Below are 23,337 nucleotides of genomic sequence, written 5' to 3'. Positions count from 1 at the left end.
GCCCGTAAGCCTGAAGGTCTCTGGTCCAACGTGCCTGTTCAATGAGCCCAACGACCTGTTGCTTATCAGGCGCAAAGAGCAGAACGGAATGAGCATGCATACCTCTGGAATACTTATTGGATGTGGTGTGCCCCATCTCATCTCGAACCGTAGGGTGGATAAATTCCAGCGAGGTCGTATCTTCAAGCGCGAGGAGGCAATCATAGTGCTTAACCTGCTCAGCGGTGGCGGCAAAGCCAGCTTCTGCGATAGCTTGAGGATTAATGGCTTGATTGCGAGTAAAACGATAAGCGGCTTCGATATCCGCAGGGGATTTTAAAGATTGCACGAGAGACTCTCCTAAATGATTTGCAAGAGAAGAAGTCAGCTTGATTAGGCGCTTAGTGCGGCGACTATCCCCTAAATCAGCATATTGAAAAGTTTCTTTTGCCCATTGTTCAGCATCTGTTGAAAACATCATACGTGACCTCAACGTAGTATTTCTTATTGAGATCAGCCAGGTAGAAAAAGGTTCAAAAAATCCCTCGATTTAATCGAGGGATTTGTGTAGAAGAGACAGCCATAAGGCGGGGGAAAAGACAGAGATGGCGTTTGTTTTTCAAACATAACACATGATAATAAAAGGATTTATGAAAATAAGTGTCCACACTTTGACCACATCGACATAAGCCCCGATTTTTTCGGGGCTTCAGAACGTTGATAATGCAGCCTGATTTGCTGCATACTTGATGTATTAACTATTAATACACTGGTGAGATATGAGAAAAATTACTACTGTCAGTATGGGCGAACAACTTGACGGGTTCGTACAGCATATGATTGAAAGTGGCCGTTATGGAAATGCCAGTGAAGTTATACGTTCGGCGCTGCGTTTGCTGGAGCAACAAGAAGCTTACGATGAGATTGTACGCAAGGCGGTTATTGCTGGCTTGGAAAGTGGGGAAAGCTCGCTGACCCTACGGGATATAGCGGAACAACGGAAACGCAGACATAATGTATAAGCTCACGGATCAGGCTGCTGAAGATTTTGCTGGGACTTATGATTATACACTTTTGCAGTTCGGTGAAGCTCAGGCTGACCATTATACGGAGGCACTGGAAGCATTTTTTGACACGCTAGCTGAGATGCCACATATAGGAAGGGAATACCCATCTGTCCCAGGTGTAATGCGGGTTGAGTTTCACCGTCACACGGTTTTCTATACTATCCGGGATACCGATATTCTGATTGCGCGTATCCTTCATCAACAGATGAATCACCCCCATCATCTTCTTTGAGCGGGCGGGTGCTACGTTGTGCTGTGGTCCTGCGAGCTGCCATTGCTGATCGCAATGCTTTGTTGTTTTTATTTCTGGAGAACAAGCATTTTATGGCAGGAGAAGTGAAAATAACGCCCTAACGGGGGATTAGACCGGATTAATGAGGAAAATGGAGGGCATTATGATTCATAATGAAAGAAAAAACCCCGTTATTTTCAACGAAGTTTGTCAGCAGTCTGAAGCCCCTCATACATGTATGAGGGGTTATAAGCCCTTTGCGGGAGAAATTTTTAACAAAGCCCTCATGGGGAATAATCATACTCTAGTTGATAGAATCCAAAAGTCAACTTTCAGATTTACCGATAAGATTTGATGCGCCGATGATTTTGATTGTTGCACGTTGTATCCTTTCAATATCTTCACACGTCAAATATTGCTGAAATCGTTCATAGCTAAAATAACGTGCTCAAGCACCAAAAATATTCGTTTTTAGTAACTGATATTCATGTCACTTCACCTTGCCAAAAAATTTATACACAAGCCATCTTTGTATAAATCAACCAGATCAAATAAAACATATAGCAACTAAATCTTTAATTATCATTAAAATAGGTAGTTTCCGGGTAGCTACGATAACTGCCAACTTTTCTCTACACCAACCATAAGAACAAAAACATTCGTTTGTACAATCCCATTCTTCTGACCGATAGATCAGTGGTTTATCCATTGCAAAAAGCTATTGCCAAATCTCCTCAAATGGCAATTAGTTAACGCAACCATTGTCTGCAAAATTTTTTGAGATTTGAGGCTATGGCCCTTGGTTATTTATTGTTGGCGTTGCATGGCGTGTAACAACGGCGTATGATGTTACGCATGGTGTAACAAGGACGGGAACAAATGATTAAGTCATTTAAACACAAAGGGCTGAAACAACTTTTTGAAAAAGGAGTTATTTCAGGCATCCCGGCGCAGGATGCTGTCCGAATCAATGACCGCTTACAGGCCATCGACACGGCTAGCATGATAGAAGATTTAAATATTCATGCCTACAAGTTACACCCCTTGAAAGGGGATCGGGCTGACATATGGTCAATTACTGTCAGAGCTAACTGGCGCATCACATTCGAATTTAAAAATGGTGATGCTTACATTTTAAACCTAGAGGATTATCACTAATGAGACAGGCTATTGTTTCTCATCCGGGCGTTATGGTATCCAACATGCTGGAGGATTTAGGGGTTGGCGTTCGCCAGTTTGCTAAAAACATCGGCGTAACTCCAGCGACGGTTTCCCGCTTTCTTTCGGGCAAAACAGCGTTAACCCCAGCACTTGCCATCCGACTGTCTGCTGCGCTGGGGAGTAATCCGGCGTTTTGGATGCGCTTACAGACGAACTACGACTTGCGCCAACTGGAAGATGAGATCGACACATCAGGGATCATTCTATACGGCGACAATGACAAAACGCCGCAGCTCACTTCAAAGCATTAAGCAATAGTAATAAAGCTAACAAATGTGGAGGCCAGTGTGTGTAGCCCACATTTGTTGGCGGTTATCGCAGCTACCCGGTCACTATCCCAAATAACAAATTAAACATTAAGAATATTATTAAGTAAATTTTGACAAAAAAAGCACTAATAAATGTTACATATATCGTCAGCGACATTTCTAATAACTGACGGTTAACTTTATGATTAACAAGCGTTTAAAAGCCGCTTGTTTGCGTGCCAATATCACGCAAGAAAAACTCGGAATTGCGGCTGGCATAGATGAAAAGTCAGCACGAGCGAGAGTGTCACAGTATGAAAATGGAACTCATCAGCCAACCTTTGAAACAATGTGTGCGTTCTCCAAGGTATTAAACATTCCTGAATGCTATTTTTATATTGTAGATGATGATTTTTCTAATGCTGTTTTGGCTATTCATCAGATTTTAGTGAACCACAGATACGTCCCTGAAAATTGAATATAGTTTGTTTCATCAGGTACTGGTCAGTGATGCGCTGGTGCAACAGCAGGTTTTCCAATGGCAGGATCGGCGTGTAGTTGTAATCGATGAACAGCTTGCCTGCTTTCAGGGTGTCCTTGGTGTTAGCGCTTTCGTCATACCAGCACTGGCCGTCTATCAGGTAACCATTGGCTTTTAGTTCGCGCAGCTTGGCATTGATGCCCTCGATAATATCGCGTACCAGTGAAGGCATCAGCGGCTTGTCAATTGCCCACATATGCGCATCAGCCATCGTGTCAGCCAGTACCTGCGCCGTGCGTGTGTCACTCTCGAACTGAAACAGCGGATCATCCGAACAGGTGCGAGAACCCCAAAAGCGAAAACCATTCTTCCGGATCAAGGTCGTAACGGCGTTCTGGTTAAGCAGGTTGGCATCGGTGGCAACATCCTGCAAATCCCAAAAGACATCGGCAGAAATCCCTGTCACACCATTGACACCAACGTTGGACAGGGTTTTGTGCCAGCCAGTTTCCTCGTCGATTTTGGCACGCAGGCCCAGCGCACGAGCCGTTGCGTATGCGATAGACTCGCTATTTTTGACCGTATCCCAACTGAGGAAATCCGGCCAAATCAACATCAGTTCGCGCTGATTAAAATTGTTGCGGTATTTGATAGCGTCGGCAATGGTCTTGCAGCCATAAGCATTGACATAAGCCATTGCCCGCAGCTTTTGAGCGATGTCGGCAAGGGCTGTTACGACGGGTTGGGTATCATGACCAGGCACCCCCAAAATACGCGGTTTGATGCCGAGCTGACCTTGTGCCGCAAGCAGTGCCTGCATTCCCGTTTTTTTGCCTTCGTCGGTAACGCCGCCAATGATATTCGACGTGGTTTCGACTTCGGTTTCCCCTTGAGCCACACGCACAACAACAGTCACGGGTTTGGACTGGTCGGCAATCGCTCGCAGAACATGGGACAGTGTGCCCGTTTTGCCGGCCTTACTACTGGCAGTCAGAACGTCGGTTAACAAGACAGGTGTGTTCAAGGGAAAAGTTTTGGTGTCAGCATCATCCGCTGTGCAGACTAGCCCGACAATAGCGGTGCTGACAGTGGTAATGGTGCGCGTGCCCTCGTTGATTTCCTGCACGCGGACGCCATGATGATAATCTTGTGCCATAGCGAAAGACTCCCGTAATGATGATTTCGCTATGGTGATCGCTGTGACAATAAAATTCAGTTGATTGGGTAAGTATCAGGGATAGCACAAAGTGGAGAATATCAAAAAAGTCACAAGGACATTTACCCCCTGAGCAATTAATAAGAAGTCATCGAATTAAAAGATTCAGTCGTTACATTACGCACTATGAAACTTAAAATAGAAGAAGTTGCATAAATAGAGATGAGAAATAGGGTAGATACCTCACAGACTCCCGATATCAAATAGTCAGAGCCGCTCCAATAAGAACTAAACTACTGCGGCTCTGATTCCATTATTCTGAGGGGTTTTCAGGCCAATGAATATCTGGTACTAAATTAACATCAACGCGGTTCAGTAATACCCGATATTTTTTCAAAGCGGCTAACAGCGATTTTTCCTCATCACTCGCCATCCCCAAATCTACCGCATCTTGTAACGGGGCTATCTGTTTACCTACCGTGAGCATAATTTGCTGTTTCTTATGTTCTGCTTGTTGCTGCTGTTCCTGTCTAAGCTTTATTTTATCACTTTCTGATATTATCCACTTTTCACCATCATATTTATGATAAACGGACGGAGCACGTTCAATGAGTACTGGATAACCCTCTTTATTACTGACAATTGATAAACCGCGCGATTGCCCCTCAAGTAATTCATTGTGTTTTTCTGCTGTTATTTCAACACATTCTTCATGAACTTCATTATAAAAAGCGCCTTCTTTTCTGGAGAAATAAACCATTTATACCCCCCAAAATAATATATGTACAACTCTGTCTGGATTCTCATTACTGTTAGGAGTGCCAGCTTGATATTCAAATGTCGATAGTGTTGCATTACGTACTAATGTGTGACCCGTTGATGTATTGATACTCGACATACTGGCAATATAGCCAAAAAACTTATTTTTAAAAGAAATTGGATAATTGACTTTTACCCATGATTGTTGACTGGATGCAACTTTAACCCATTGAATCATTATTCCCGTATCCCCGCATTGCCACCAACCATTTTCAGATTTTATCGCTGCATTTTGTAGCGCAAGAGTACCGCTTCGCTCAGGTATTAGTATATTGTAACGCCGCCGATTGCTCGGATCGTTAGAATAGATATGCAACAATTTTCCTTCTGAGCCGTTAATTCCTACCACATACCCATCTTTCGATTTGAAACGCAATTCAGGAAAGGGCGTTTTGCTATCAATCAGTAAACTACCAACGGTGGCGCTTTTATCGCTAGAAATACGCAAGAAAGTATTATCATTCTCTGCTCGCGTATATGCTCCCACATCTCCAGCACTCAAACTTAGATCCCCTGTCAACGCCTTACCGTTGATTTTCCGGTTGCTCGGTACTGCTCCTTTAGCCAACACCACCGTTTCCAACAAATTGAGATTTTTCACAAAAACATTTTTGTCAGGAATGTCAGCGCCATTCTCTTTCCTGGACAATCGACTATTTGCATTATCATTAGCATCGGTCGCATTCTGGTTTGCCGTGTTTGCCAGTATGTTGACTTCATTCACACGAGAATCAATTTCCCCTTTGGTATACGCCCCAATATCCCCCGCATTCAGTGAAATATCAGAAGAAAGCGCCTTCCCGTTCACCTTACGATTAGTAGGCACACGGCCATTAGCGTTATTGTCCGCGACATTTGCCAAGTCATACGCCGCCTTAACCGCCTTCGGGGTTGCCGCGTGGATTTCACTACTACTATCTACTGCGCTGCTCAAAACAACGAAACCCTTATCTTTTAGCGTAGCGTCAGGGTGGTTAGGGTTCTTCACATGAGTTTGAATCGACTCGTCCACATATTCCCGCGTTGCCAGCACCACGGAGGGATCAACTTTCAATGTTACTGTGTCGGTACTGCTGACAATCAATACCATACGAATAGTCTGTGTACGCCCTGAGCCTTCCTGTAACTGCGGTTTGTAAGTCTCCGCGCAATTTCCGACTGCAATCAGCACGCCGTCTTTATCAAACAGGCCAATTTCCCGTATCCACCAACCACCCTCGTTTTCGGGGATTACCTGCTCAGCAATAATCTGGTTAGTATTCTTGGGATCAACATTTAGCTCATCAATCGCCGCACGACGGCGTTCGTTAACCAGTTTAGTCTGTGCAGTATCTGGTGTCGGCAAGCTTCCGCCACCATCACCAACAGCCATATGGGTGATTTCAATCTTGGTACCCAACGCGGCGGCATTTGCCAGCTTATCCGCGCCCAATTGAGTTAACAGGGCAAAATATTTGGTCCTCATGACTCAATCCTCACATCATCAATAATATGCACTCCAACCCCTACTACATCAGAGCCAATGGCGGTAATTAATTCCGAGATATAGGGGTAAACGGTTAATACATCACCGCTGTAACTGGCGACAGGGCAATAATTTTCGCCACTGGTCTCCAACTGAATAGACATACCGACCAAATGCCGTGAAGCGGGTTTGGCATCAAAAATCAACCGTTCTAGTTCTTGATAGGTGGTCTCGGTGATACCCGTTTCCATGACGCCAATATCCAACCGGAAAGTACCGGGGACATCATTGGTTTGCCACCATTCGATAACACGGATGAGATAACCGAATGGTTCCACTATTCGCCGGATTGCGCCAATGGTTCCCTTATGTTTATGAACAAACATCGACGCCTTAATTGACTCGCGTTTAGTATTCTCCGGCCAGTCCATATCCCAGCGGTCAACCGACCACGCCCACGCCAGATAGGGGAGCAACTTCACTGGACACCGCTCAGGACTCCACAAGTCACGCAGGGGAACCGGCACATTTGACAGACTGGCGAGGGCTTCAGCGGCGGCCACTTCCAGCAGTGATGATCCAACAGGTAACAAACGGTTATTCATCCGCTCCCCCAATCACTACCTGCGCACGTGTGCAAAAACTCGCTTGAGTTTTATCCAGAATCACATCCTGCGCCGGAGCTTTCAGGTTAACACGCTGAACACCGGGCATATGCAAGACAGCAAAAATGGCACTGCACACGATATCGCGGCCAATCCGGTGTTGCTCGGCAGTGTAACGCGCCAGTCGTTCACGCACAGCCTGCAATATCGGCTCATATTCCGGGGTTGGGTACAGGTACAGCACGGCATCAATTTGATAATCGACAATCTCCGCAGACTGTACAGTCAGGCGATCGGCCACGGGGCGAACGTTTTCATCATTCAGAGCAGTATTCACGACCGCAATCAATTCATCACTGGCCGCGCCGTTCCCCTCACGTGACAAAATACTGACTGTGACACAGGCAGGCGCTGGGCTGATCACCGACGCATCGGCAACCCGTCCGTCAGCACTGCGCGCATGGTATTCATAGGATGCCACAGGGCCGGCGACGCTTAACCCCTCGAACGCTTGAGGAATGCGTACCCGAAAATCAGCGTCAGATTCCAGCACCACAGAGATCGGCGGTATGGAGAGATTGTCAGCGGGCTGTAATACCAAACGCTGTACATTGTTATTCGCCCCCAGTTGGTCTAAGTCGCTGCCTGTGGCATACGCTACCATCGCCGCCCGCGCTGCCTCATTAACGCGCTGACGCAAGAGCAATTCCCGATAGGCGTTTTCCTGCAACAGTTTGGTGATGGGTTCGGATTCCAGCGCCAACGTGCGGGTGATAGCATCGCGATGCTCTGGCGGATACAGTGAAATCAGTTTTTCTTTTCGCTCGGCCAGCAGGGTTTCGAAATCCAGCAGTTCGACAACCTCCGGCGTCGGTAACTGGCTAAGGTCGATGGTCGGCATGGTCACCCCACAGGCACAGAAAAAGCAACCGGGGCATTGGATAGCTGATACTGGCCGCTGATATCAACAGTCATGTGTCCGGCTTCACCTTGATTGATAGTGATAGCGGTCAGGGTAATGCGGGGTTCCCATCGCTGGATGGCGGTATAGCACGCAGCCATAATTTGCAGACGTAAAGCAGGATTTTGGGGCGCATCAATCAGTTCGGATAACAACGAACCATATTGGCGGCGAGTAATACGGCTACCCATCGGCGTTAGCAAGATATCGCTGACTGACTGGCGAACATGGGCAATATCGCTGATAGCCTCACCCGTCTGTCGATTCATACCAAGGTACATCATGATATGGGAACTCCCGATGTACTGTCACCGGAGCGCACACCGTGGTGTCGGTGCGAATCCACCACAACCCCGTTAGAACTGAATTCACCCCCTACATGAACGATATTGCCACGCATAGTGCCGCCTTTTTGCACTTCCAGACTGCCCGTAGTCAGATGGTGAGTGCAAATGACGGTGGGTGTATCCAATGTGATCTGATTGTCGGCCATACAAGTGATTTCTGGTGCAGTAACATGCACGGAAGCCGACGCGGTAATCGTGGCGGTCTTAATACCTGTGACAGTTAAGGCGCTGATCTGTGGTTCGTATTCCATCACAGCACCATCAGGAAAAGCGATACACACCGCTTCTGGTGATGCCGAAGGGGCTGGAAACTCATCAGAAAAAATCGCAGGCAGTATAAAGGCCGTGGTCAAGTCACCACCAAGGGATAACAATAAAACCTGCTCATCAACACTGGGTACCCACCATGTTCGGGAACTTCCCGCTCTGGATGTCAACCAATGCAACCAGTCAGTTTCAAGATTGCCTGTCATAACCCGGCACATTCCCCGTGTAGTATCTACCTGGGTAATAACACCGATTCGGATCAGGTTGCGCAATCGGCGCAACAGTTCAGTTAATTGTGTGTTCATGCAGACAACAATGTCACCCCAAACCCTCACCTGCACGTCATAGGGTTTGTGTACTGACTGGCACACATCCGTGGGTGAGATGGGAAAGTATCTGGTCTTCGATATGTTGAATATCACTCTGTGTCAGTCCCAAAAGTCGCCGCGATGGATATTTGACTTCAATGTTTTTCCCTTTCATGCGCTCCTTTAACCCGAACTGATGCACACGAGCAACCGCAGTGACTTTCGATGCGAAAAAGATAACGGCTTCCCGATCACTGGCGGACAAACGTAAGTAACGCGCGGTAGCCAGTTTCTTAAACATGCGGGTCTTTTTATTGGATTTTCGGGTACTGATCCGGTCGGTTTTGACGTCCAGAAAACGTTGGATATCGCGTTTGTAAAAAGTACGCTGACTTTTACGCTCAGCATCATAGCCAGTAATCATTTCACCCTTCTTGCCCTTGCGGATTTGCCAATTTTTCAAGGTGCGAGGTTCACCACGCCAGATGAATTTTATACCATGCTGTACAGTGCGGGTTTGTGCCTTGCGTTGGGTAAAGCGGCTGCCGTCAGGGTTACGCTGGGATCGGATACGTTGCATTTGGCTCTGTCGCAAGTCCCGCGCAATATCACGGGCCAGTTGCTTTCGACTGGCGGGAGAAAGTTGATTCAACAGGGCGGTTAGTGCGGTATCCAAAGGCTGCAATGCGTCACTGTTCATCTCACCACCTGTCAAACGGGTTTTCAGGCTCAGAAATGGCGCTCACTGTGCTGACCGGCCCTTGCTGGGTGACCAGTATACGCTCGGTCAGTTTCAGGTCGATACTGATATCAGCGGTGTCATCATTGAGAATATTCACGTCAAAGGTAAAGCCGCTGCGGCGATTGTCAGGATGAGCGAAAATATCTGGCTGGTGCTCGCGTATCCAGTGCCCGATAACCGCCATGAGCACATTCTGATCATCGGGATAGGCTTCAATAATCAGGTTTAGCGTGTATTCATATTCGTAAGACAAGGAGAGCACCATTGTCGCCAGCACAGTGCCATCTTCAACAAACAAATGCAGGTATTCAGGGTTGTCGCGCAAGTAGGGGAGCTTTTCTGTCAGGACTTTTCGCAAGGCGTTAGGCTTATTCATGTGTCACCTGTCTAATCTGTTCTATTTGTCGAATGGCCTGTTTATCCAGATTGCACTGTTCAATAACCGCCAATAACTGTGCATTCAGCAACAAGCTATCACCCCATGTCATTGGGTCGGCTATGACCGGGGGCAGACAGTCAGCGAGCAGATGCATCGGAATCGGCATCAACGGTACCTGAACGTATTCGGTTCGCGTGCTGCTGCAACCGGACAACAGCCCTATCAGGAGCAACACGACGGGCGCAATCATTCCCGACAACAGCGGTATTGATCGCCGCCTGAATTTGTGCGGCATCCACGGCTGATCGCTCCCGATTTTCGTTATTAACCCGTGAGATATCATTGATTATTCTGATGGTTTGGAATGCGTTATCGGTAATGGTTTGCTGTTGCTTATACCACTGGTTCAGCGTTTGGTATTCATCGCTTTTTTGCTGATACTCACCGTAATAGAACCAGAGCAGGCCGGACACTGCCACCAGCATACTCAAGGTGAATATGTGCAGATTAAACCTCATAACAGCGCAAACGCCCGTTTAATGATCGTATCGGCATACGGTTGCTGTCCGTTCTCCATTTGAATGATGGCGCGAACCAATCGGGTCATGATCACCGGATTATCAACATCAATCACCGCATTACAGGGAATACCAACCGCCCGGCTCATATATGCAATGTAATTTTCGGTATCATTTTCATTCGGGGGTGCCCAACGAGAAATTATCTGCCGGATACTGTTCAATCCGTATTTTCGTTCATAATTGCGGATAATCTTGATAATGGCCCGTATGCCGTATTCTGGTGATACAAATTGACAAAATGACGGGTCTGTTTGTGTGTCGTGTAATCCCAGCCATTTATCGCCGTGGCGGATATTGCCCGGATTATGGTTGCGAGCACCTCTAGTCATGTGATTTGTCTCCCAAACGTTTATTGATTGCGCGAAGGGCAAATTCACGCAGTTTTTCAACACCAATAAAACCAATGGTGCCTCCCAAAGCCGGTGAAACACTGCCGGGAATGCCAAACAGTTCCAGCCCGCTGGAAACACCCCACGACAACGCGCCACATAGCAACGGTTCAACCCAGCGTTTTTTTCGCGCTACACCGTCATAAATCAGGCGACCATAACAGATCAGTACAGCCAGTAAGGAGCCGGATATCTGCGGCCATGAATTTCTCAGGCCATTCAATAAATCGGCCCATAAATCCGGTTGTTTGTCCATTTTCTAATCCCATAATTGAATGATAGGCGTTACAGCAGCAGGCATTATTTCAGGCAGTTCAATCTCGGTACCCTGCGGCAAGATGGCCCCAACATCGGCCAAACCGGGATTGGCTGCTAATACCCGTTCGGTGACTCCCTGTGTTCGTCCATAGTGGCGCCAGCATAAGGAATCCACGGTGTCATACTGTTGTGCCCTTACCCGCATTAGATCAGCGCCACAATGACATGATCCCGCCCCTGTATCCGGCGCATCGCCCATTGCGCATCCCGCCACAGGTCGTCAATGGTGATTTCCATTGCCTCAGCCTTTTTACTGCCGGTCTGAGTCGTGTCGATATCGCGGTAACGCTCGATCAGATTCGCCTTAGTCAGGCAAAACACCGCTCGACGATAGAGATAAACCAACTCACTCTCGCCATTGAGAGTGCCGGCGGGAATATCGGCCAGTGATGAGTATCCCTCATCGATATGGCTCAGCCGCCAATGGTTCAGCTCGCGATTAACCTCAACAATGGCGTTGGAAATTGCTTGATGTAATCTCGGCGCGGTGACCGTACCATCTGTGCGCATCTCGTCACGGTAACGACTGATCTCAATAGCAGGAAAAAACGGGGCACTGGTCATGGTGGCCTGTTTATCCGTTGCGGGTGCGGTTGAAATAAAATCCATATTGCCCCCTAAATAGGTGGGCGGTGAACAGGGCGTTGAGACTTCGCCACCCCGTGCCGCCCCGGCGCGTTGGCACGTTCGGTTATGTGTTGTCGTGTTTCTGACTGCGGAGCGCTCTGGCAAGTTGCTCTAAGTCTTTTTTCACGCCAACATGATTGTTCAGTTCTAAAGCCCTGCTCAGCGAACAATAGGCAGGCTGCGGCTGATTGTTATCCCGCTGGCTGTAACCGAGCCATTTATATAACTCCGCCCTCACCTTATCGGGCATATCCTGATCGTGGGTGAGATTGGCCGCCCGTTCCAGCGTGGCAAGAGGCACCGGAGATTTAGCGGTATAGCAACGCTGGGCTGCTTCGGCGATCTCTTCTGTAACGGCACAGCCCGTTGTCCGCTCATGATTTTCAGGCATAGCAAGTCGGTGCTGTAACGCATACTCGGCGATATCCAGCGCACCATCATAATCACCGGCATCAATGCGCCACAGCAGGACATACATCAGTACATCATCTTGATGACCTATGCCCCCCTGTAATACCCCAGTAATCCACGGCGCATATTTAGGCAAGATCTGCCTTTTGTGCTGCGCTTTGCGCTCCATAGACTGGATTTTTTTAAGGTGACGGCGGTCTTGCTCCAGCATCAGCAGCATCTGGTTATAACCGCCGTGATTTTGCAGCGCGGGGCGACTCAGTTGAGCGGCCTCGATCGCCTGTAATCGCATTCGGTGACGCTGCCACGGGCTAGCCATTATGGTTCCTCAGTGTCGGCATTGTGCTCAGGTACGGCATTATCTGGCTGCAATGACGCTGCTTTTTTGCTGGCTGCCAACATCTCGATATTTTCAATCAGGGCCACACTGCGATAGTCTTCAACGACATACGCCTCATTGACTGATTCGTAGTTTTCAATGCGATCACGTTTGGGGTTATCCAGCACAGAACGTCGGCGGGTGCCTTCCTGATAATAGATAGACAGATTATCCAGACGGCTAATTAGCAAGGCTTTGGGCGGGAAATACGGTACACGCACTGCGGGCAAATTACCGATACGTTTCTGGCTGATAATCACATCTGCCGCCATTTTTTCGGTGTTGGGCTGCGACTGATTGACCAACGGGAAATATTTATCAGCCAGCAGTTCACGGCCACAAATGACCACCAGTTCCGTATCATCCTGATATTCTGGGTCGATAGCATTGTTGACGGTATCTATCACTAATGCGTCAAGATTATTAAAATCTCCCCCATCTCCTACACGGATGGTTTCAGATATAACCTTACCGGCTTCGTCAGTGATATTGCTCATGACATGATCCGGTGCATCCTGTCGGATTTTTTCCAACCAGCCGATATTTACATCTTGCAATAGTGGATATTGAACGCGGTTTGAAGTTTTGGCGCGTTTAACCCCATTCCAGCCGATCATAATGCGGTCCAATGCCTGACGACGGATAATGACGTTACGGATACGTAACTGGAAATCTTGAAATTTCGCCCACAAGTCTAGTTTTTTGTAAGGAATGCTAGTATCAAAGTTGGTTTGTTCGCATTTGTATTCAATAGCGTTGAATCGGGTCGGATCGGAAGTTTCTCGCTCCTTACTGTCGGTGTCTGTCGTCCCTGCAATAGTCGAACCGACACCTAGCCCAATCGCTTCGCCCGACTGCTCGCTGACGGGAACCATGTTAATTTTTTGCAGAAAATCGGCACTTTGCTGGATTTCATCTTCCAACGTCTGGGCAACGGATGGATTGACTTCTACCTTGCCTGTAAATGCCGTGGCGTCCACACCGTAAATTTCACCCAGACGCATCAGAAAAGCGTTAAATTTAAATCGAGTTTCGTTCTTCATGGGGTTGTTCCATTAACAGTTGGTCAGATGTTTACTGACTGGAGTGTCGGCGTTCGGCGATCCCAGCGAAACAGGTCGGTGTGTTTTCTGGCTGTCTTGCTGACTCAACTGAGTTTTTAAGTCACTAAGCTGGGTTTCAAGTTCGGTCTGCTTCTGTTTGATAGCAGCTATTTTGCCTATTTGTTGAGAAAGTGTGTTTACGGTTTCCACCGTGGCCTGCTGCTCTTGGGCACACAGTTCGACGGCCCGATGGATATCGGTAAAACGAGTATCATCACTCTGCTGCTTTTTCTGGAAGAACGTCTGTACACAGGAAAAGAGAGAAATTTTTTCGTTTTCCTCTGACAAATCAATAAATTCGAGCAAAATTTCTTCCGCGGCAGTAAAAACATTGTTCGGGTGCTGCTTGCGCGAATTCAGCGGGTTATTGGTCGCATTAGCGCTAAACTGCAACATTTCAGTGCCAAGGCTCGCCGGACTGTCAGTAACGGCCAATCCCACCAGATACGCCCCGCCGAAGTCAGCAAAATCCAGGTTGATTTCGGCGGAGGTGTAAACCTTTTGACGCTTACGGTTCATTTCCACCAGATCATCGGTGGGTAAAAGTATTCCATACAACCCCAGCTTGCCCGCCAGCGCACCGTCCTTGATTTCTTCGGTAAAAACCGATTCCACATCACCAAAGCGCGGACTCCACGAAAAATTGTAATGTTCCATGTTGATACGCGCACCGTAGGTCTGCGGGTCATAGTTGGCGGCAATCTGTGTCAGCCATTCGCGCTGAACCTTGCGCCCGTCTGTGGTTGCACCTTCCACACAGATTCGAAAAGGTTTGGATTTCTTCGGCATTGTAAGCCCCGATTATCAATGAATCAGTCATGGCCTACTAGTTTGTATCGTCATGTCGAGGAAACAATAAAATGCGGTTGTGTCTGGGCTGGCACACAGGGCAGACACAGAGAAATGACGGACGGGTCTGTAGTCTGGTGGCATGAAAACAACGCCCGATTTTGATCCCCGTAAGCACGCAATGCACCTGTATTTTAACGGGTACCGGATCGCACGGATTGCGGAAATGCTCAACGAGAAAGCATCAACTATCCATAGCTGGAAACGTCGCGACAAATGGGATGAGGTGACCTCGTTTGAACGAGTCGAGTTATCTCTTGAAGCACGGTTATGTCAGCTTATCGCCAAGGAGCAAAAAGAAGGCAAGGACTTTAAGGAAATTGACCTGCTGCACCGTCAGTTAGAACGACAGGCGCGGATCAGGAAATACAACCGCGGCGGTAATGAAGCCGATCTGAACCCCAAAATTGCTAACCGCAACAAAGGTGAGCGCCGGCCACCGGAAAAGAACGTGTTCAGCGAAGAACAAGTCAAAAAGCTGGAAGACATTTTCCGCTCGACCCTATTCGATTATCAACATGATTGGTATCACGCCGGATTAGCGCATCGTATCCGCAATATCCTGAAATCCCGTCAAATTGGTGCGACATTCTTTTTTGCCCGTGAAGCCCTGATCGATGCGTTGACTACCGGACGCAATCAGATATTTCTCTCTGCCAGTAAAGCGCAGGCCCACGTATTCAAGCAGTATATCCTGGAAATGGCGCGGGAAGTGGACGCCGAACTAAAAGGCGATCCGATCACCCTGAATAATGGTGCCACCCTGTATTTTCTCGGTACCAATGCCCGCACCGCGCAAAGCTATCACGGCAATCTCTATCTGGATGAATATTTCTGGATTCCGAAGTTTCAGGAACTGCGTAAGGTAGCATCCGGTATGGCGATGCACAAAAAATGGCACCAGACTTACTTTTCTACACCGTCCAGCTTAACCCACAGCGCGTACCCGTATTGGTCAGGTAAACTGTTTAACCGTGGCCGCGCCAAGGCCAATCGCATTGACATTGATATTAGCCATCAAGCATTAGCCAGCGGCCTACGATGTGCCGATGGTCAGTGGCGGCAGATTGTCACGGTTGAAGATGCAGTCAGAGGCGGCTGTAACCTGTTTGATATTGACCAGTTACGGCTGGAATACAGCCCGGACGAGTACCAGAACCTGCTGATGTGTGAATTTATGGACGATATCGAATCCATTTTCTCACTGCAACTGATGCAGGGTTGCATGGTCGATAGCTGGGAAATCTGGGACGATGTGCAACCCCTGATGCTACGCCCCTATGGTTATTACCCTGTCTGGATCGGTTATGACCCCGCCAAAGGGGGCGAAAATGGCGACAGTGCCGGCTGTGTCGTAGTCGCTCCACCGCGGGTACCGGGTGGCAAATTCCGCATCCTCGAACGTCATCAGTGGCGTGGCATGAACTTTCGCGCTCAATCTGACGCCATCAAACGACTGACGGAACAGTACAACGTCGAATATATCGGCATTGACTCGACCGGCGTCGGACATGGAGTTTACCAAAACGTCAAAGAATTTTTCCCGTCCGTGCGGGAATTTGTCTATAACCCCGCCGTTAAAAACGCGCTGGTACTTAAGGCATGGGACATTATCAACCATCGTCGGCTGGAGTTTGACGCCGGCCAGACCGACATTGCACAAAGTTTTATGGCGATCCGCCGTTCTACCACCGCCAGCGGCAACCGCCCGACCTATCAAGCCAGCCGCAGCGAGGAAGCCAGTCACGCAGATCTGGCATGGGCCACCATGCACGCCCTGTTTAATGAACCGATTACCGGTGACACTCCCCACCATAGAAATATTGTTGAGGTTTACTGATGAGCCGTAAAAACAGAAAACGCAGCCCGGCGGTGAAAACCACGGCCAGCCCATCGATTGAGGCATTCACCTTTGGCGATCCAATCCCCGTCCTTGACCGGCGCGAGGTGTTTGATTATTTGGAATGTGTGCTAGTCGATAATTGGTATGAACCCCCAATCAGTTTTAACGGGCTGGCGCTGTCGTTTCGCTCGGCACCGCACCACAGCAGCGCGGTTTATGTCAAACGCAACATCCTGACCAGTACCTTTATCCCACATCGGCTACTTAGCCGACAGGCATTCGATTCATGGGCGCTGGACTTTATGCTGTTTGGCAATGCTTATCTTGAACAACGCAAGAATCGCCTCGGCCAGCCTTTGAAGCTGCATCATTGCCCAGCCAAGTTCACCCGACGCGGTGAAGACCTGGAAACCTACTGGTTTGTGAAATATGGCTACAACAGCCAGCCATACCCATTCCCGACGGGGCAAGTGTTTCATCTGATTGAACCCGATATTAATCAGGAACTGTACGGATTGCCGGAGTATTTAGCTGCGCTACCGTCGGCATTGCTAAATGAATCGGCTACGCTGTTTCGCCGCAAGTATTACCTGAACGGTTCCCATGCGGGTTACATCCTGTATATCAGCGATGCGTCACAAAACCTGTCCGATATCGATAATATTCGCGACGCGCTGAAAAACGCCAAAGGGCCGGGTAATTTCCGCAACCTGTTTTTATATGCACCGGGCGGTAAAAAAGACGGTATCCAGACCATTCCACTGTCTGAAGCCGCAGCTAAAGACGAATTTTTAAATATCAAGAATGCCAGCCGTGACGACATATTGGCCGCACACCGCGTACCACCGCAGATGATGGGGATTATTCCACAGAATACCGGCGGTTTTGGTGATGTGGAGAAGGCGGCTAAGGTGTTTGTACGTAATGAACTGATGCCGCTGCAAAGCAAGATGAAACAGTTAAATGACTGGATTGGTGAGGAAGTGATCCGGTTTGAACGGTATTCGTTGGATATGGACGAGGACGAATAGTCCGCGTTATTGATCGAGAGGCCGCCTACTGAGCGGTCTTTTTTTGTCTGGAAGAAATATAGTTTCAATACAGAATAATTACATTATGAAATTTGAGACCAGCACAGTTACCAAACGCTGCCGCGCGCAGTCGTGACCCCGCCGCGCCTGCTCACTAAATACAGTGCTTTTTATGCAGTTGCAAGAGACCGTAGGAAGGGTACCAATGCTGGCGCTTCGTGGAGTATGAGATCCTTTGTTGGTCTTGCAGATTTGTGCATGTATGTGCTATTTTTATTGAAAGAATTAAATATTTTCAGGTCTTATTTTTCTTAAACGTTGTATCAATTTATGAGCCTCTTTCTCGTGAAGCCTTTTCATCATATTTATCTGCCCTAAAACACGAAAATAAAGCTTCCTATATTTTTCAGTATGTTTTTCTATATCATATAATTTCTCACAATTATAAACACCTAAACGAATCTTATTTCTTTTTTGTTTAGGGAAAGAAGGTGTTGTTTTATCAACATTGACGTTATGTACAGTCTGTACATTACTTTTTGGCATTATACTATGTTTTTCCCTATTAGGTCTTACTCCAACACTGTACATTAATTTATAAATGTTATTGATTATATATCTCTTATTTTCTTTATTTATAATATTACAAGAAGAAACATGAATATCATCTACGTATCTTGTATAAATAAATCCTCTTTTTTTAAACTCATTTACTAATTTTCCCTCACGATTCCATAATATTAGATTGCAAATGTAACTACTTGTTTTACAACCTTGAACAACGAAGCCTTTATAAGTTATTAGTTCTGACAACATTTCAGAAACTTCATGTGTGAAATTAAAGAAAATGGCCCAAATTTGATAAACAATTTTCTTAGATATACTTGGGAAAAAATTACTTACATCTTCTTTTATAATTATTTTTTTGTTAGTATGCTTGTTCGCATCACTTAAAAAATCTCTTTCTTTTAAACTACCTTGTAAATAATCTGGGTATTTTACGCGTTTTAATATATTAGTATTTATTTTTTCATGAATTTTTTTTAATCTTGTTTTTACATCATATGTTTTCCTAAAAGAACCATCTGGCTTTGGTTTAATTTTCGCCACATAATAAAACTTATCTGAATTATTGTATAAATAAAATAATTCATCAACGGATATTGATAGGGCTTTTGCTAATGAATCAACACTAGATATTGGTTTATTTTGGTAACTGAATTTCATCATCTTCCTCTAGCAGCTCTTGAAGAATACCATCCATTTTATCCTTTAAAGATTGACTTATATTTTCCATCTCTGAATTATCTGATGATAAAAATATAAATATACTAAGGGGAACATTCAAAGCATGACAAATTTTTTCAAGAGTCTCCAGGTTAGGAACTCTTTCATTGTTTGTTAACCGAGTAAGGTAGGATTTCGATAGTGTGCTTAGTCTGGCTAATTCAGACTTCGACATTCTTCTTCTTTCTAAACAAATGTCTAATGCTCTACCTATGTTCATGATAATCTCCAGATTTTAGTGACCTGCTGCAAACTTAATCTAACTTTGACAACACATCAAGTAATGCAGCCACAGCAGGGATCAATCTAAGTGCATCACCAACCAGCTTTAAAATTTCACTGACAGATACACTTTTAGCATCCCTGTATGACTCCAGCTTTTCAATGGTTTCTTGAAGTCTTTCATTAATTTTGCTGTTACCCATTTCATCATGCATTTCCAAAGAAAGTAACTTTAGACTCTCAATGGATTCCTTTAAAAGTTTTTCATTTTTCATAAAAATGCCTTTTTGTTTCTTCAGTGCAACATTGCACCAGTCGTCAAAACAATATTGAACCGAAAGAAAATGAAATGGATAACACAGGCCACTTTATCTGGGGAAATATGTAATATTTCCCCTCCAGTCGATAAATAATCCAAGAGAAATGACCATAGAAACTTTCGCGCTGGATAAATAGATCGTCCTTTTGACGATCGACTCAAAAGAGCCACTTACTAGTTCAATACAGGCAAACTTTTAAAGAGCACCAAGGTGATACACCTTGTCCGATGGTTAGTATGGTGTTAGTTAGGCATTAGGTCAATAAAAAAGTTGACCACATGGCAACTTTTTTATTATTTTATCTTCATTCAATTGATTTAATTACCTTTTATTATTTCACCATCACCGTCTAATTTCACCAATATTCTTAATCCGTTGCCACAGCAAATCGCGACGTTCTTCTTTCTGACATTCCGTTTCTATCGGAATAAAACTGCCATCCGTCCATAACTTGAACGACTGTTCACCTATGTTGATTTTTCCTCCGATGATTAATGACTTCGCCATAGCCCGGCTAAAATCCATGCCAATTGAATCCGCATAATCAATAACTTTTTCCACTAACAGATCACCGCCTCTGGCCGTACTGTCACACCCCGTACAGTTATTGACAGAACTCCAAGAGGCGGCAGAGCCGCCAGAAAACCCCAAACCCACGCCTTTAACATCAGCGTTAAATTTAGGAACAATGTTCCATTTAACAGTACGGGTAATAAAAGAAGAGGAATCGCCCAAGCGGGGCGAGTAGACACCGGAAATACGCAACACATTTTCGCCGTAAGCATTGCCTTGTTCGGTGATTTCATAGGACAACCGCACGGTTAAATCTTTTCGTGCAACCAGAGGCCCACCTTGGAACTCGGTATAGGCGAACCAGTCCCCCACATCCGCAGCAAATCGAACATTATCCATATCTACATCAGACAAGATTTGCTCATCACCACTCAAACGACGCAATTCGCGCCAGACGGAAACGGGCGCACCACCGATCTGCTGAAACTGCCGGATACGCCAACGACTGGCCCAGGCAGAAACAGACCGTGACATATCCTTAAGAAGTTGGCCTGTTTCCCCATCCTTTTCGCCATCTAGCGCGTAACCGTCGATATTCTTGGAAATGTACTTAGCGATATAGCCCGTAGCCGAACCTTTCGCCTTATCAATGGGCTTCACATGGAATCGTGCTTTTAGTGCCTTCTGTCCCTGTAATTCTTCTGAATCTTCCAACCGGGCGTAATAACACATGATGTCACGCATTTCATCGACATGTTCAGGACGCATAAACAGCAACATATGCCAATGCGGCGTACCATCATGGTGGGGTTCAACTACACGAAAACCGAAAGCGCTGATCCCCGCACGGGAATAAGCCGCCCTGATTTTCGCCCAGACGTTGCACAGATATTTTTGTGTATCACGGGGACTGGCCCCGTTCCAATTTGAAACAAAGCCACCGACACTGTGGACAGCGTGATATTTTGATGGCGCGGTGATGGTATAAAACTCACCGACATAGCCGAGTTCGTCAGCCAGATTTTCAAAACCGCGCATTCTCACCATCAATTCACTACGGCGGATAGCAGGATTAGCCACACTACCGAGTACCATATCTTCCAGCGGCACCCTGTCGCCCTGTTCATTCTCAACATCAAACTGTTTGATAAAATCCCAATTACGGCGCTTCTGCTCTAACCATTCACGCAGCGTACTACGGGAAACATAGGGAGAGGCTGATTTCTGCACTTGACCTACCGCAATAGCCATATGCTCAGCGCGAATATCACGCATTCTTTTCAAGCGGGCATACCACCATTTATCCGACATCATGCGCAGGAGGCCGGCACACAATTGATCGACTGTGGCACCTTCCCTGCCTTTGGTGAACTGCTGCCAGTAAGGAGCTGTTGTGCCGGCTTGTTGAGTCAGTGTTGCCAGTAACTCATAGATACGGATCAAACGTTCTCTGGCGTCTTGTTCGCTCACAGGTTGTTGGTTGACATACTGAGCCGATGTATTTTCGTAGTTCTCGGCCATAAAATGGGAAATTCCCCAGGCAAGCTGTTTGATATCCTTACGCTCCAACGTAACCAATCGCTCTAACTGCTCAATAAAGGGGAACGGGGTAACGCCGGATACCTGATGCTTGAATTGATAGCGTTCAGTGACTTTATTCAGCCGTGGTAATACGTTCTCGCCAAACTGACGCAAAAACGTATTAGCACGGCGGCGATTACCCCCCGATTGGGTAAATATTTTTTTGTACCGGGTAGCAAAATAGAGCGCCAAAAAATCGGGCATATCACCGATAATTTTATGACGCCAGTCATAATCATCAGGGTTTACCTGCCACATGATCTGTTCAGCTAACGTTGACTCGCCGGGCAAACCGGGCTTGAACATCTCATATTGCAGGCGTTTTGACTGCTGGTAATCGCTGTTGTGCTCCTGCAACAAGTCGATTAACTCACTCATGCACTCGCCTCTAGCGTCGCAATAATTTCTATTACTGGCTGACGATTGCCATTAGCGGCAATGGTGCGTGGTGCTTCGATTTCATGGATAGTGAACCCCAGATCGGCATAAAGTTCTTTGGCTTCAATGGAGTTGGACACTGTGACAGGAACGCCCAATAACTCATTAAGCTGTTTCAGAGAAGTCGCCAGCTCCTGATGATCATGATGAAGAAAGCCAGTTTTACAATACTGCGTGAAATTAACGCCGTTGGTGAAATAAGGCGGATCGCAATAAACCACATCCCCAAAATCAACCATTTTCAGTATTTCGCGCCAATCGGCACAATGAATAGAGGCAATCTTAGATTTCGCAGCAAACGCCAATATCTCCGTTTCGGGAAAGTAAGGTTTTTTACCGTTCCCAAAAGGCACATTGAATTCACCTTTTGAGTTATAACGACACAAGCCATTAAAGCAATGCCGGTTTAGAAATAAAAATACCGATGCGTGCCATATCTGTGATTTATATTTTTCATCATCAGAATTAAATAAAGCTCTCAGACAATAAAACCCATGCTCGCTATTAAAATACGAAAACCAGTCTTGCGCAGAATTTATAAATCCATCACAATTTTCTTTGACGCACTGATACATATCAATTAAATCGCTGTTAGCATCCGCAATTAAATACGCATCATATTGCGTATTCATCATTACAGAACATGAACCTGCGAACGGTTCAACCAACCGTTGACCTGCTGGCAGATGGGGCAGCAATTTATCCATAATGCGAATTTTAGAGCCTGCCCATTTCAAGATAGTTTTATTCACCAATTCATATACTCCGATAATGCTTCTGTTTCAGTTCAAAAACTTCCTGACATGCGACGCAGCGGATGACTCCGGCGATACTCATCCGGCGTTCCACGGGGATAAGTTGGTCGCACTCTTCACATTCAAACGCAGAGACACCAACGGAGCGGTTTACATGCTCTGATCTTCTGCGCTCTAGCGTTTTCTCAGCATGTTGGCAAGCATGGTCGATTTCCCTAAACACTCTCCAGCTCCCGTGCTTCGAGTTCTATTTTCTCGGCTTCACTGTTCAACAATGCAGATGACGCTGCGTAATCCAATTTCTTTGCCACAATATGCGACGCGATTTTTAACAGACGTGAAGAAGAACGCTCGGCTAATATCTTGCGTTCGTCTTCTCTATTTCTTTTAATTAATTGCTCTATATTCATTTT

General features: G+C 46.4%; 33 protein-coding genes. 7 read left to right on the top strand and 26 right to left on the bottom strand.

What is annotated here, in order from left to right:
* On the bottom strand, positions 1–457 hold a 457-nt coding region (locus tag SLS51_RS03110; RefSeq protein ID WP_323835405.1), incomplete at its 3' end, for an IS4/Tn5 family transposase DNA-binding protein.
* Between the two features lie 301 nt (positions 458–758).
* Between SLS51_RS03110 and SLS51_RS03105 the strand changes: the two genes are divergently transcribed.
* The 5 genes from SLS51_RS03105 to SLS51_RS03085 all read left to right on the top strand — a co-directional run bounded on the left by SLS51_RS03105 (position 759) and on the right by SLS51_RS03085 (position 3,225).
* The gene (locus SLS51_RS03105) at positions 759–1,001 is read left to right on the top strand and encodes a type II toxin-antitoxin system ParD family antitoxin (RefSeq protein WP_112877769.1); all 243 of its coding nucleotides are present in this window, start codon (positions 759–761) and stop codon (positions 999–1,001) included.
* The gene (locus tag SLS51_RS03100) at positions 994–1,278 is read left to right on the top strand and encodes a type II toxin-antitoxin system RelE/ParE family toxin (RefSeq protein WP_323835403.1); all 285 of its coding nucleotides are present in this window, start codon (positions 994–996) and stop codon (positions 1,276–1,278) included. The genes SLS51_RS03105 and SLS51_RS03100 overlap by 8 nt, the downstream gene beginning before the upstream one ends.
* 879 nt (positions 1,279–2,157) lie before the next feature.
* Positions 2,158–2,436 (top strand): type II toxin-antitoxin system RelE/ParE family toxin, encoded by a 279-nt coding sequence (locus SLS51_RS03095; protein ID WP_166287717.1) that lies wholly within the window; start codon positions 2,158–2,160, stop codon positions 2,434–2,436.
* Positions 2,436–2,750, top strand: coding sequence for a HigA family addiction module antitoxin (locus SLS51_RS03090; protein WP_323835400.1), 315 nt, complete (start codon positions 2,436–2,438; stop codon positions 2,748–2,750). The genes SLS51_RS03095 and SLS51_RS03090 overlap by 1 nt, the downstream gene beginning before the upstream one ends.
* 199 nt (positions 2,751–2,949) lie before the next feature.
* Positions 2,950–3,225: a helix-turn-helix domain-containing protein gene (locus SLS51_RS03085; protein WP_323835398.1), complete on the top strand. Its 276-nt coding sequence runs from the start codon at positions 2,950–2,952 to the stop codon at positions 3,223–3,225.
* Here the strand turns inward: SLS51_RS03085 and SLS51_RS03080 are convergent.
* From SLS51_RS03080 to SLS51_RS02995, 18 genes are all read right to left on the bottom strand, one after another.
* Positions 3,179–4,384: a phage tail sheath protein gene (locus SLS51_RS03080; protein WP_323835396.1), complete on the bottom strand. Its 1,206-nt coding sequence runs from the start codon at positions 4,382–4,384 to the stop codon at positions 3,179–3,181. The two genes, SLS51_RS03085 and SLS51_RS03080, sit on opposite strands and share 47 nt — an antisense overlap.
* Before the next feature lie 313 nt (positions 4,385–4,697).
* Positions 4,698–5,144, bottom strand: a complete 447-nt coding sequence (locus tag SLS51_RS03075) for a tail fiber assembly protein (protein WP_323835394.1) — start codon at positions 5,142–5,144, stop codon at positions 4,698–4,700.
* The gene (locus SLS51_RS03070) at positions 5,145–6,668 is read right to left on the bottom strand and encodes a phage tail protein (protein WP_323835392.1); all 1,524 of its coding nucleotides are present in this window, start codon (positions 6,666–6,668) and stop codon (positions 5,145–5,147) included.
* On the bottom strand, positions 6,665–7,273 hold the full coding sequence (locus tag SLS51_RS03065; protein WP_323835390.1) for a phage tail protein I: 609 nt from the start codon (positions 7,271–7,273) through the stop codon (positions 6,665–6,667). Before SLS51_RS03065 ends, SLS51_RS03070 begins: the two co-directional genes overlap by 4 nt.
* Positions 7,266–8,174 (bottom strand): baseplate assembly protein, encoded by a 909-nt coding sequence (locus tag SLS51_RS03060; protein ID WP_323835388.1) that lies wholly within the window; start codon positions 8,172–8,174, stop codon positions 7,266–7,268. The genes SLS51_RS03065 and SLS51_RS03060 overlap by 8 nt, the downstream gene beginning before the upstream one ends.
* 2 nt (positions 8,175–8,176) lie before the next feature.
* Positions 8,177–8,518, bottom strand: coding sequence for a GPW/gp25 family protein (locus SLS51_RS03055; RefSeq protein WP_323835386.1), 342 nt, complete (start codon positions 8,516–8,518; stop codon positions 8,177–8,179).
* Positions 8,515–9,153: a phage baseplate assembly protein V gene (locus SLS51_RS03050; protein ID WP_323835384.1), complete on the bottom strand. Its 639-nt coding sequence runs from the start codon at positions 9,151–9,153 to the stop codon at positions 8,515–8,517. Before SLS51_RS03050 ends, SLS51_RS03055 begins: the two co-directional genes overlap by 4 nt.
* 37 nt (positions 9,154–9,190) lie before the next feature.
* A complete protein-coding gene (locus SLS51_RS03045) occupies positions 9,191–9,856 on the bottom strand; it encodes a phage virion morphogenesis protein (protein ID WP_323835382.1) in 666 nt (221 codons plus the stop codon).
* Position 9,857: 1 nt separating this feature from the next.
* On the bottom strand, positions 9,858–10,274 hold the full coding sequence (locus tag SLS51_RS03040) for a phage tail protein (RefSeq protein WP_323835380.1): 417 nt from the start codon (positions 10,272–10,274) through the stop codon (positions 9,858–9,860).
* Complete coding sequence (gene lysC, locus SLS51_RS03035; protein ID WP_254361150.1) at positions 10,267–10,443, bottom strand: Rz1-like lysis system protein LysC; 177 nt, start codon at positions 10,441–10,443, stop codon at positions 10,267–10,269. The genes SLS51_RS03040 and lysC overlap by 8 nt, the downstream gene beginning before the upstream one ends.
* Positions 10,415–10,795: a hypothetical protein gene (locus SLS51_RS03030; protein WP_323835377.1), complete on the bottom strand. Its 381-nt coding sequence runs from the start codon at positions 10,793–10,795 to the stop codon at positions 10,415–10,417. The genes lysC and SLS51_RS03030 overlap by 29 nt, the downstream gene beginning before the upstream one ends.
* Positions 10,792–11,187 carry a structural protein gene (locus SLS51_RS03025; protein WP_323835375.1) on the bottom strand — a complete coding sequence of 132 codons (396 nt, stop codon included), beginning with the start codon at positions 11,185–11,187 and terminating at the stop codon, positions 10,792–10,794. Before SLS51_RS03025 ends, SLS51_RS03030 begins: the two co-directional genes overlap by 4 nt.
* Positions 11,180–11,503 carry a phage holin, lambda family gene (locus tag SLS51_RS03020; protein WP_113049722.1) on the bottom strand — a complete coding sequence of 108 codons (324 nt, stop codon included), beginning with the start codon at positions 11,501–11,503 and terminating at the stop codon, positions 11,180–11,182. Before SLS51_RS03020 ends, SLS51_RS03025 begins: the two co-directional genes overlap by 8 nt.
* Before the next feature lie 3 nt (positions 11,504–11,506).
* Positions 11,507–11,710 carry a tail protein X gene (locus SLS51_RS03015; RefSeq protein WP_323835372.1) on the bottom strand — a complete coding sequence of 68 codons (204 nt, stop codon included), beginning with the start codon at positions 11,708–11,710 and terminating at the stop codon, positions 11,507–11,509.
* The gene (locus SLS51_RS03010; RefSeq protein WP_110085761.1) at positions 11,710–12,174 is read right to left on the bottom strand and encodes a head completion/stabilization protein; all 465 of its coding nucleotides are present in this window, start codon (positions 12,172–12,174) and stop codon (positions 11,710–11,712) included. The genes SLS51_RS03015 and SLS51_RS03010 overlap by 1 nt, the downstream gene beginning before the upstream one ends.
* A gap of 82 nt (positions 12,175–12,256) precedes the next feature.
* A complete protein-coding gene (gene gpM, locus SLS51_RS03005; RefSeq protein ID WP_323835369.1) occupies positions 12,257–12,922 on the bottom strand; it encodes a phage terminase small subunit in 666 nt (221 codons plus the stop codon).
* Positions 12,922–14,025 (bottom strand): phage major capsid protein, P2 family, encoded by a 1,104-nt coding sequence (locus tag SLS51_RS03000; protein WP_323835367.1) that lies wholly within the window; start codon positions 14,023–14,025, stop codon positions 12,922–12,924. The genes gpM and SLS51_RS03000 overlap by 1 nt, the downstream gene beginning before the upstream one ends.
* Before the next feature lie 12 nt (positions 14,026–14,037).
* The gene (locus tag SLS51_RS02995; protein WP_323835366.1) at positions 14,038–14,874 is read right to left on the bottom strand and encodes a GPO family capsid scaffolding protein; all 837 of its coding nucleotides are present in this window, start codon (positions 14,872–14,874) and stop codon (positions 14,038–14,040) included.
* Positions 14,875–15,016: 142 nt separating this feature from the next.
* On the opposite strand from SLS51_RS02995, the gene SLS51_RS02990 reads away from it, so the two are divergent.
* Both SLS51_RS02990 and SLS51_RS02985 read left to right on the top strand, forming a co-directional pair.
* Entirely contained in the window at positions 15,017–16,774 is a 1,758-nt protein-coding gene (locus SLS51_RS02990; protein WP_323835364.1) for a terminase ATPase subunit family protein, read from the top strand.
* The gene (locus SLS51_RS02985) at positions 16,774–17,808 is read left to right on the top strand and encodes a phage portal protein (RefSeq protein ID WP_323835362.1); all 1,035 of its coding nucleotides are present in this window, start codon (positions 16,774–16,776) and stop codon (positions 17,806–17,808) included. The genes SLS51_RS02990 and SLS51_RS02985 overlap by 1 nt, the downstream gene beginning before the upstream one ends.
* A gap of 285 nt (positions 17,809–18,093) precedes the next feature.
* Here the strand turns inward: SLS51_RS02985 and SLS51_RS02980 are convergent, their stop codons facing one another.
* The 7 genes from SLS51_RS02980 to SLS51_RS02950 form a co-directional block, all read right to left on the bottom strand.
* On the bottom strand, positions 18,094–19,038 hold the full coding sequence (locus tag SLS51_RS02980) for a reverse transcriptase family protein (protein ID WP_323835360.1): 945 nt from the start codon (positions 19,036–19,038) through the stop codon (positions 18,094–18,096).
* Complete coding sequence (locus SLS51_RS02975) at positions 19,013–19,315, bottom strand: helix-turn-helix domain-containing protein (protein ID WP_214067430.1); 303 nt, start codon at positions 19,313–19,315, stop codon at positions 19,013–19,015. The genes SLS51_RS02980 and SLS51_RS02975 overlap by 26 nt, the downstream gene beginning before the upstream one ends.
* Before the next feature lie 34 nt (positions 19,316–19,349).
* Positions 19,350–19,592 carry a hypothetical protein gene (locus SLS51_RS02970; RefSeq protein ID WP_172908274.1) on the bottom strand — a complete coding sequence of 81 codons (243 nt, stop codon included), beginning with the start codon at positions 19,590–19,592 and terminating at the stop codon, positions 19,350–19,352.
* Between the two features lie 387 nt (positions 19,593–19,979).
* On the bottom strand, positions 19,980–22,109 hold the full coding sequence (locus tag SLS51_RS02965; protein ID WP_439126838.1) for a replication endonuclease: 2,130 nt from the start codon (positions 22,107–22,109) through the stop codon (positions 19,980–19,982).
* A complete protein-coding gene (locus tag SLS51_RS02960; protein WP_323835355.1) occupies positions 22,106–22,921 on the bottom strand; it encodes a DNA adenine methylase in 816 nt (271 codons plus the stop codon). Before SLS51_RS02960 ends, SLS51_RS02965 begins: the two co-directional genes overlap by 4 nt.
* 4 nt (positions 22,922–22,925) lie before the next feature.
* Positions 22,926–23,147 carry a TraR/DksA C4-type zinc finger protein gene (locus SLS51_RS02955; RefSeq protein ID WP_323835353.1) on the bottom strand — a complete coding sequence of 74 codons (222 nt, stop codon included), beginning with the start codon at positions 23,145–23,147 and terminating at the stop codon, positions 22,926–22,928.
* Positions 23,140–23,334 (bottom strand): DUF2732 family protein, encoded by a 195-nt coding sequence (locus SLS51_RS02950; protein WP_323835351.1) that lies wholly within the window; start codon positions 23,332–23,334, stop codon positions 23,140–23,142. The genes SLS51_RS02955 and SLS51_RS02950 overlap by 8 nt, the downstream gene beginning before the upstream one ends.
* Positions 23,335–23,337 lie beyond the last annotated feature (3 nt).

It is taken from the genome of Photorhabdus africana (assembly GCF_035181445.1).
Classification (GTDB): Bacteria; Pseudomonadota; Gammaproteobacteria; order Enterobacterales; family Enterobacteriaceae; genus Photorhabdus; species Photorhabdus laumondii.
The sequence above is the reverse complement of the archived record's forward strand: the minus strand, read 5'-3'. Positions and strand labels throughout refer to the sequence as shown.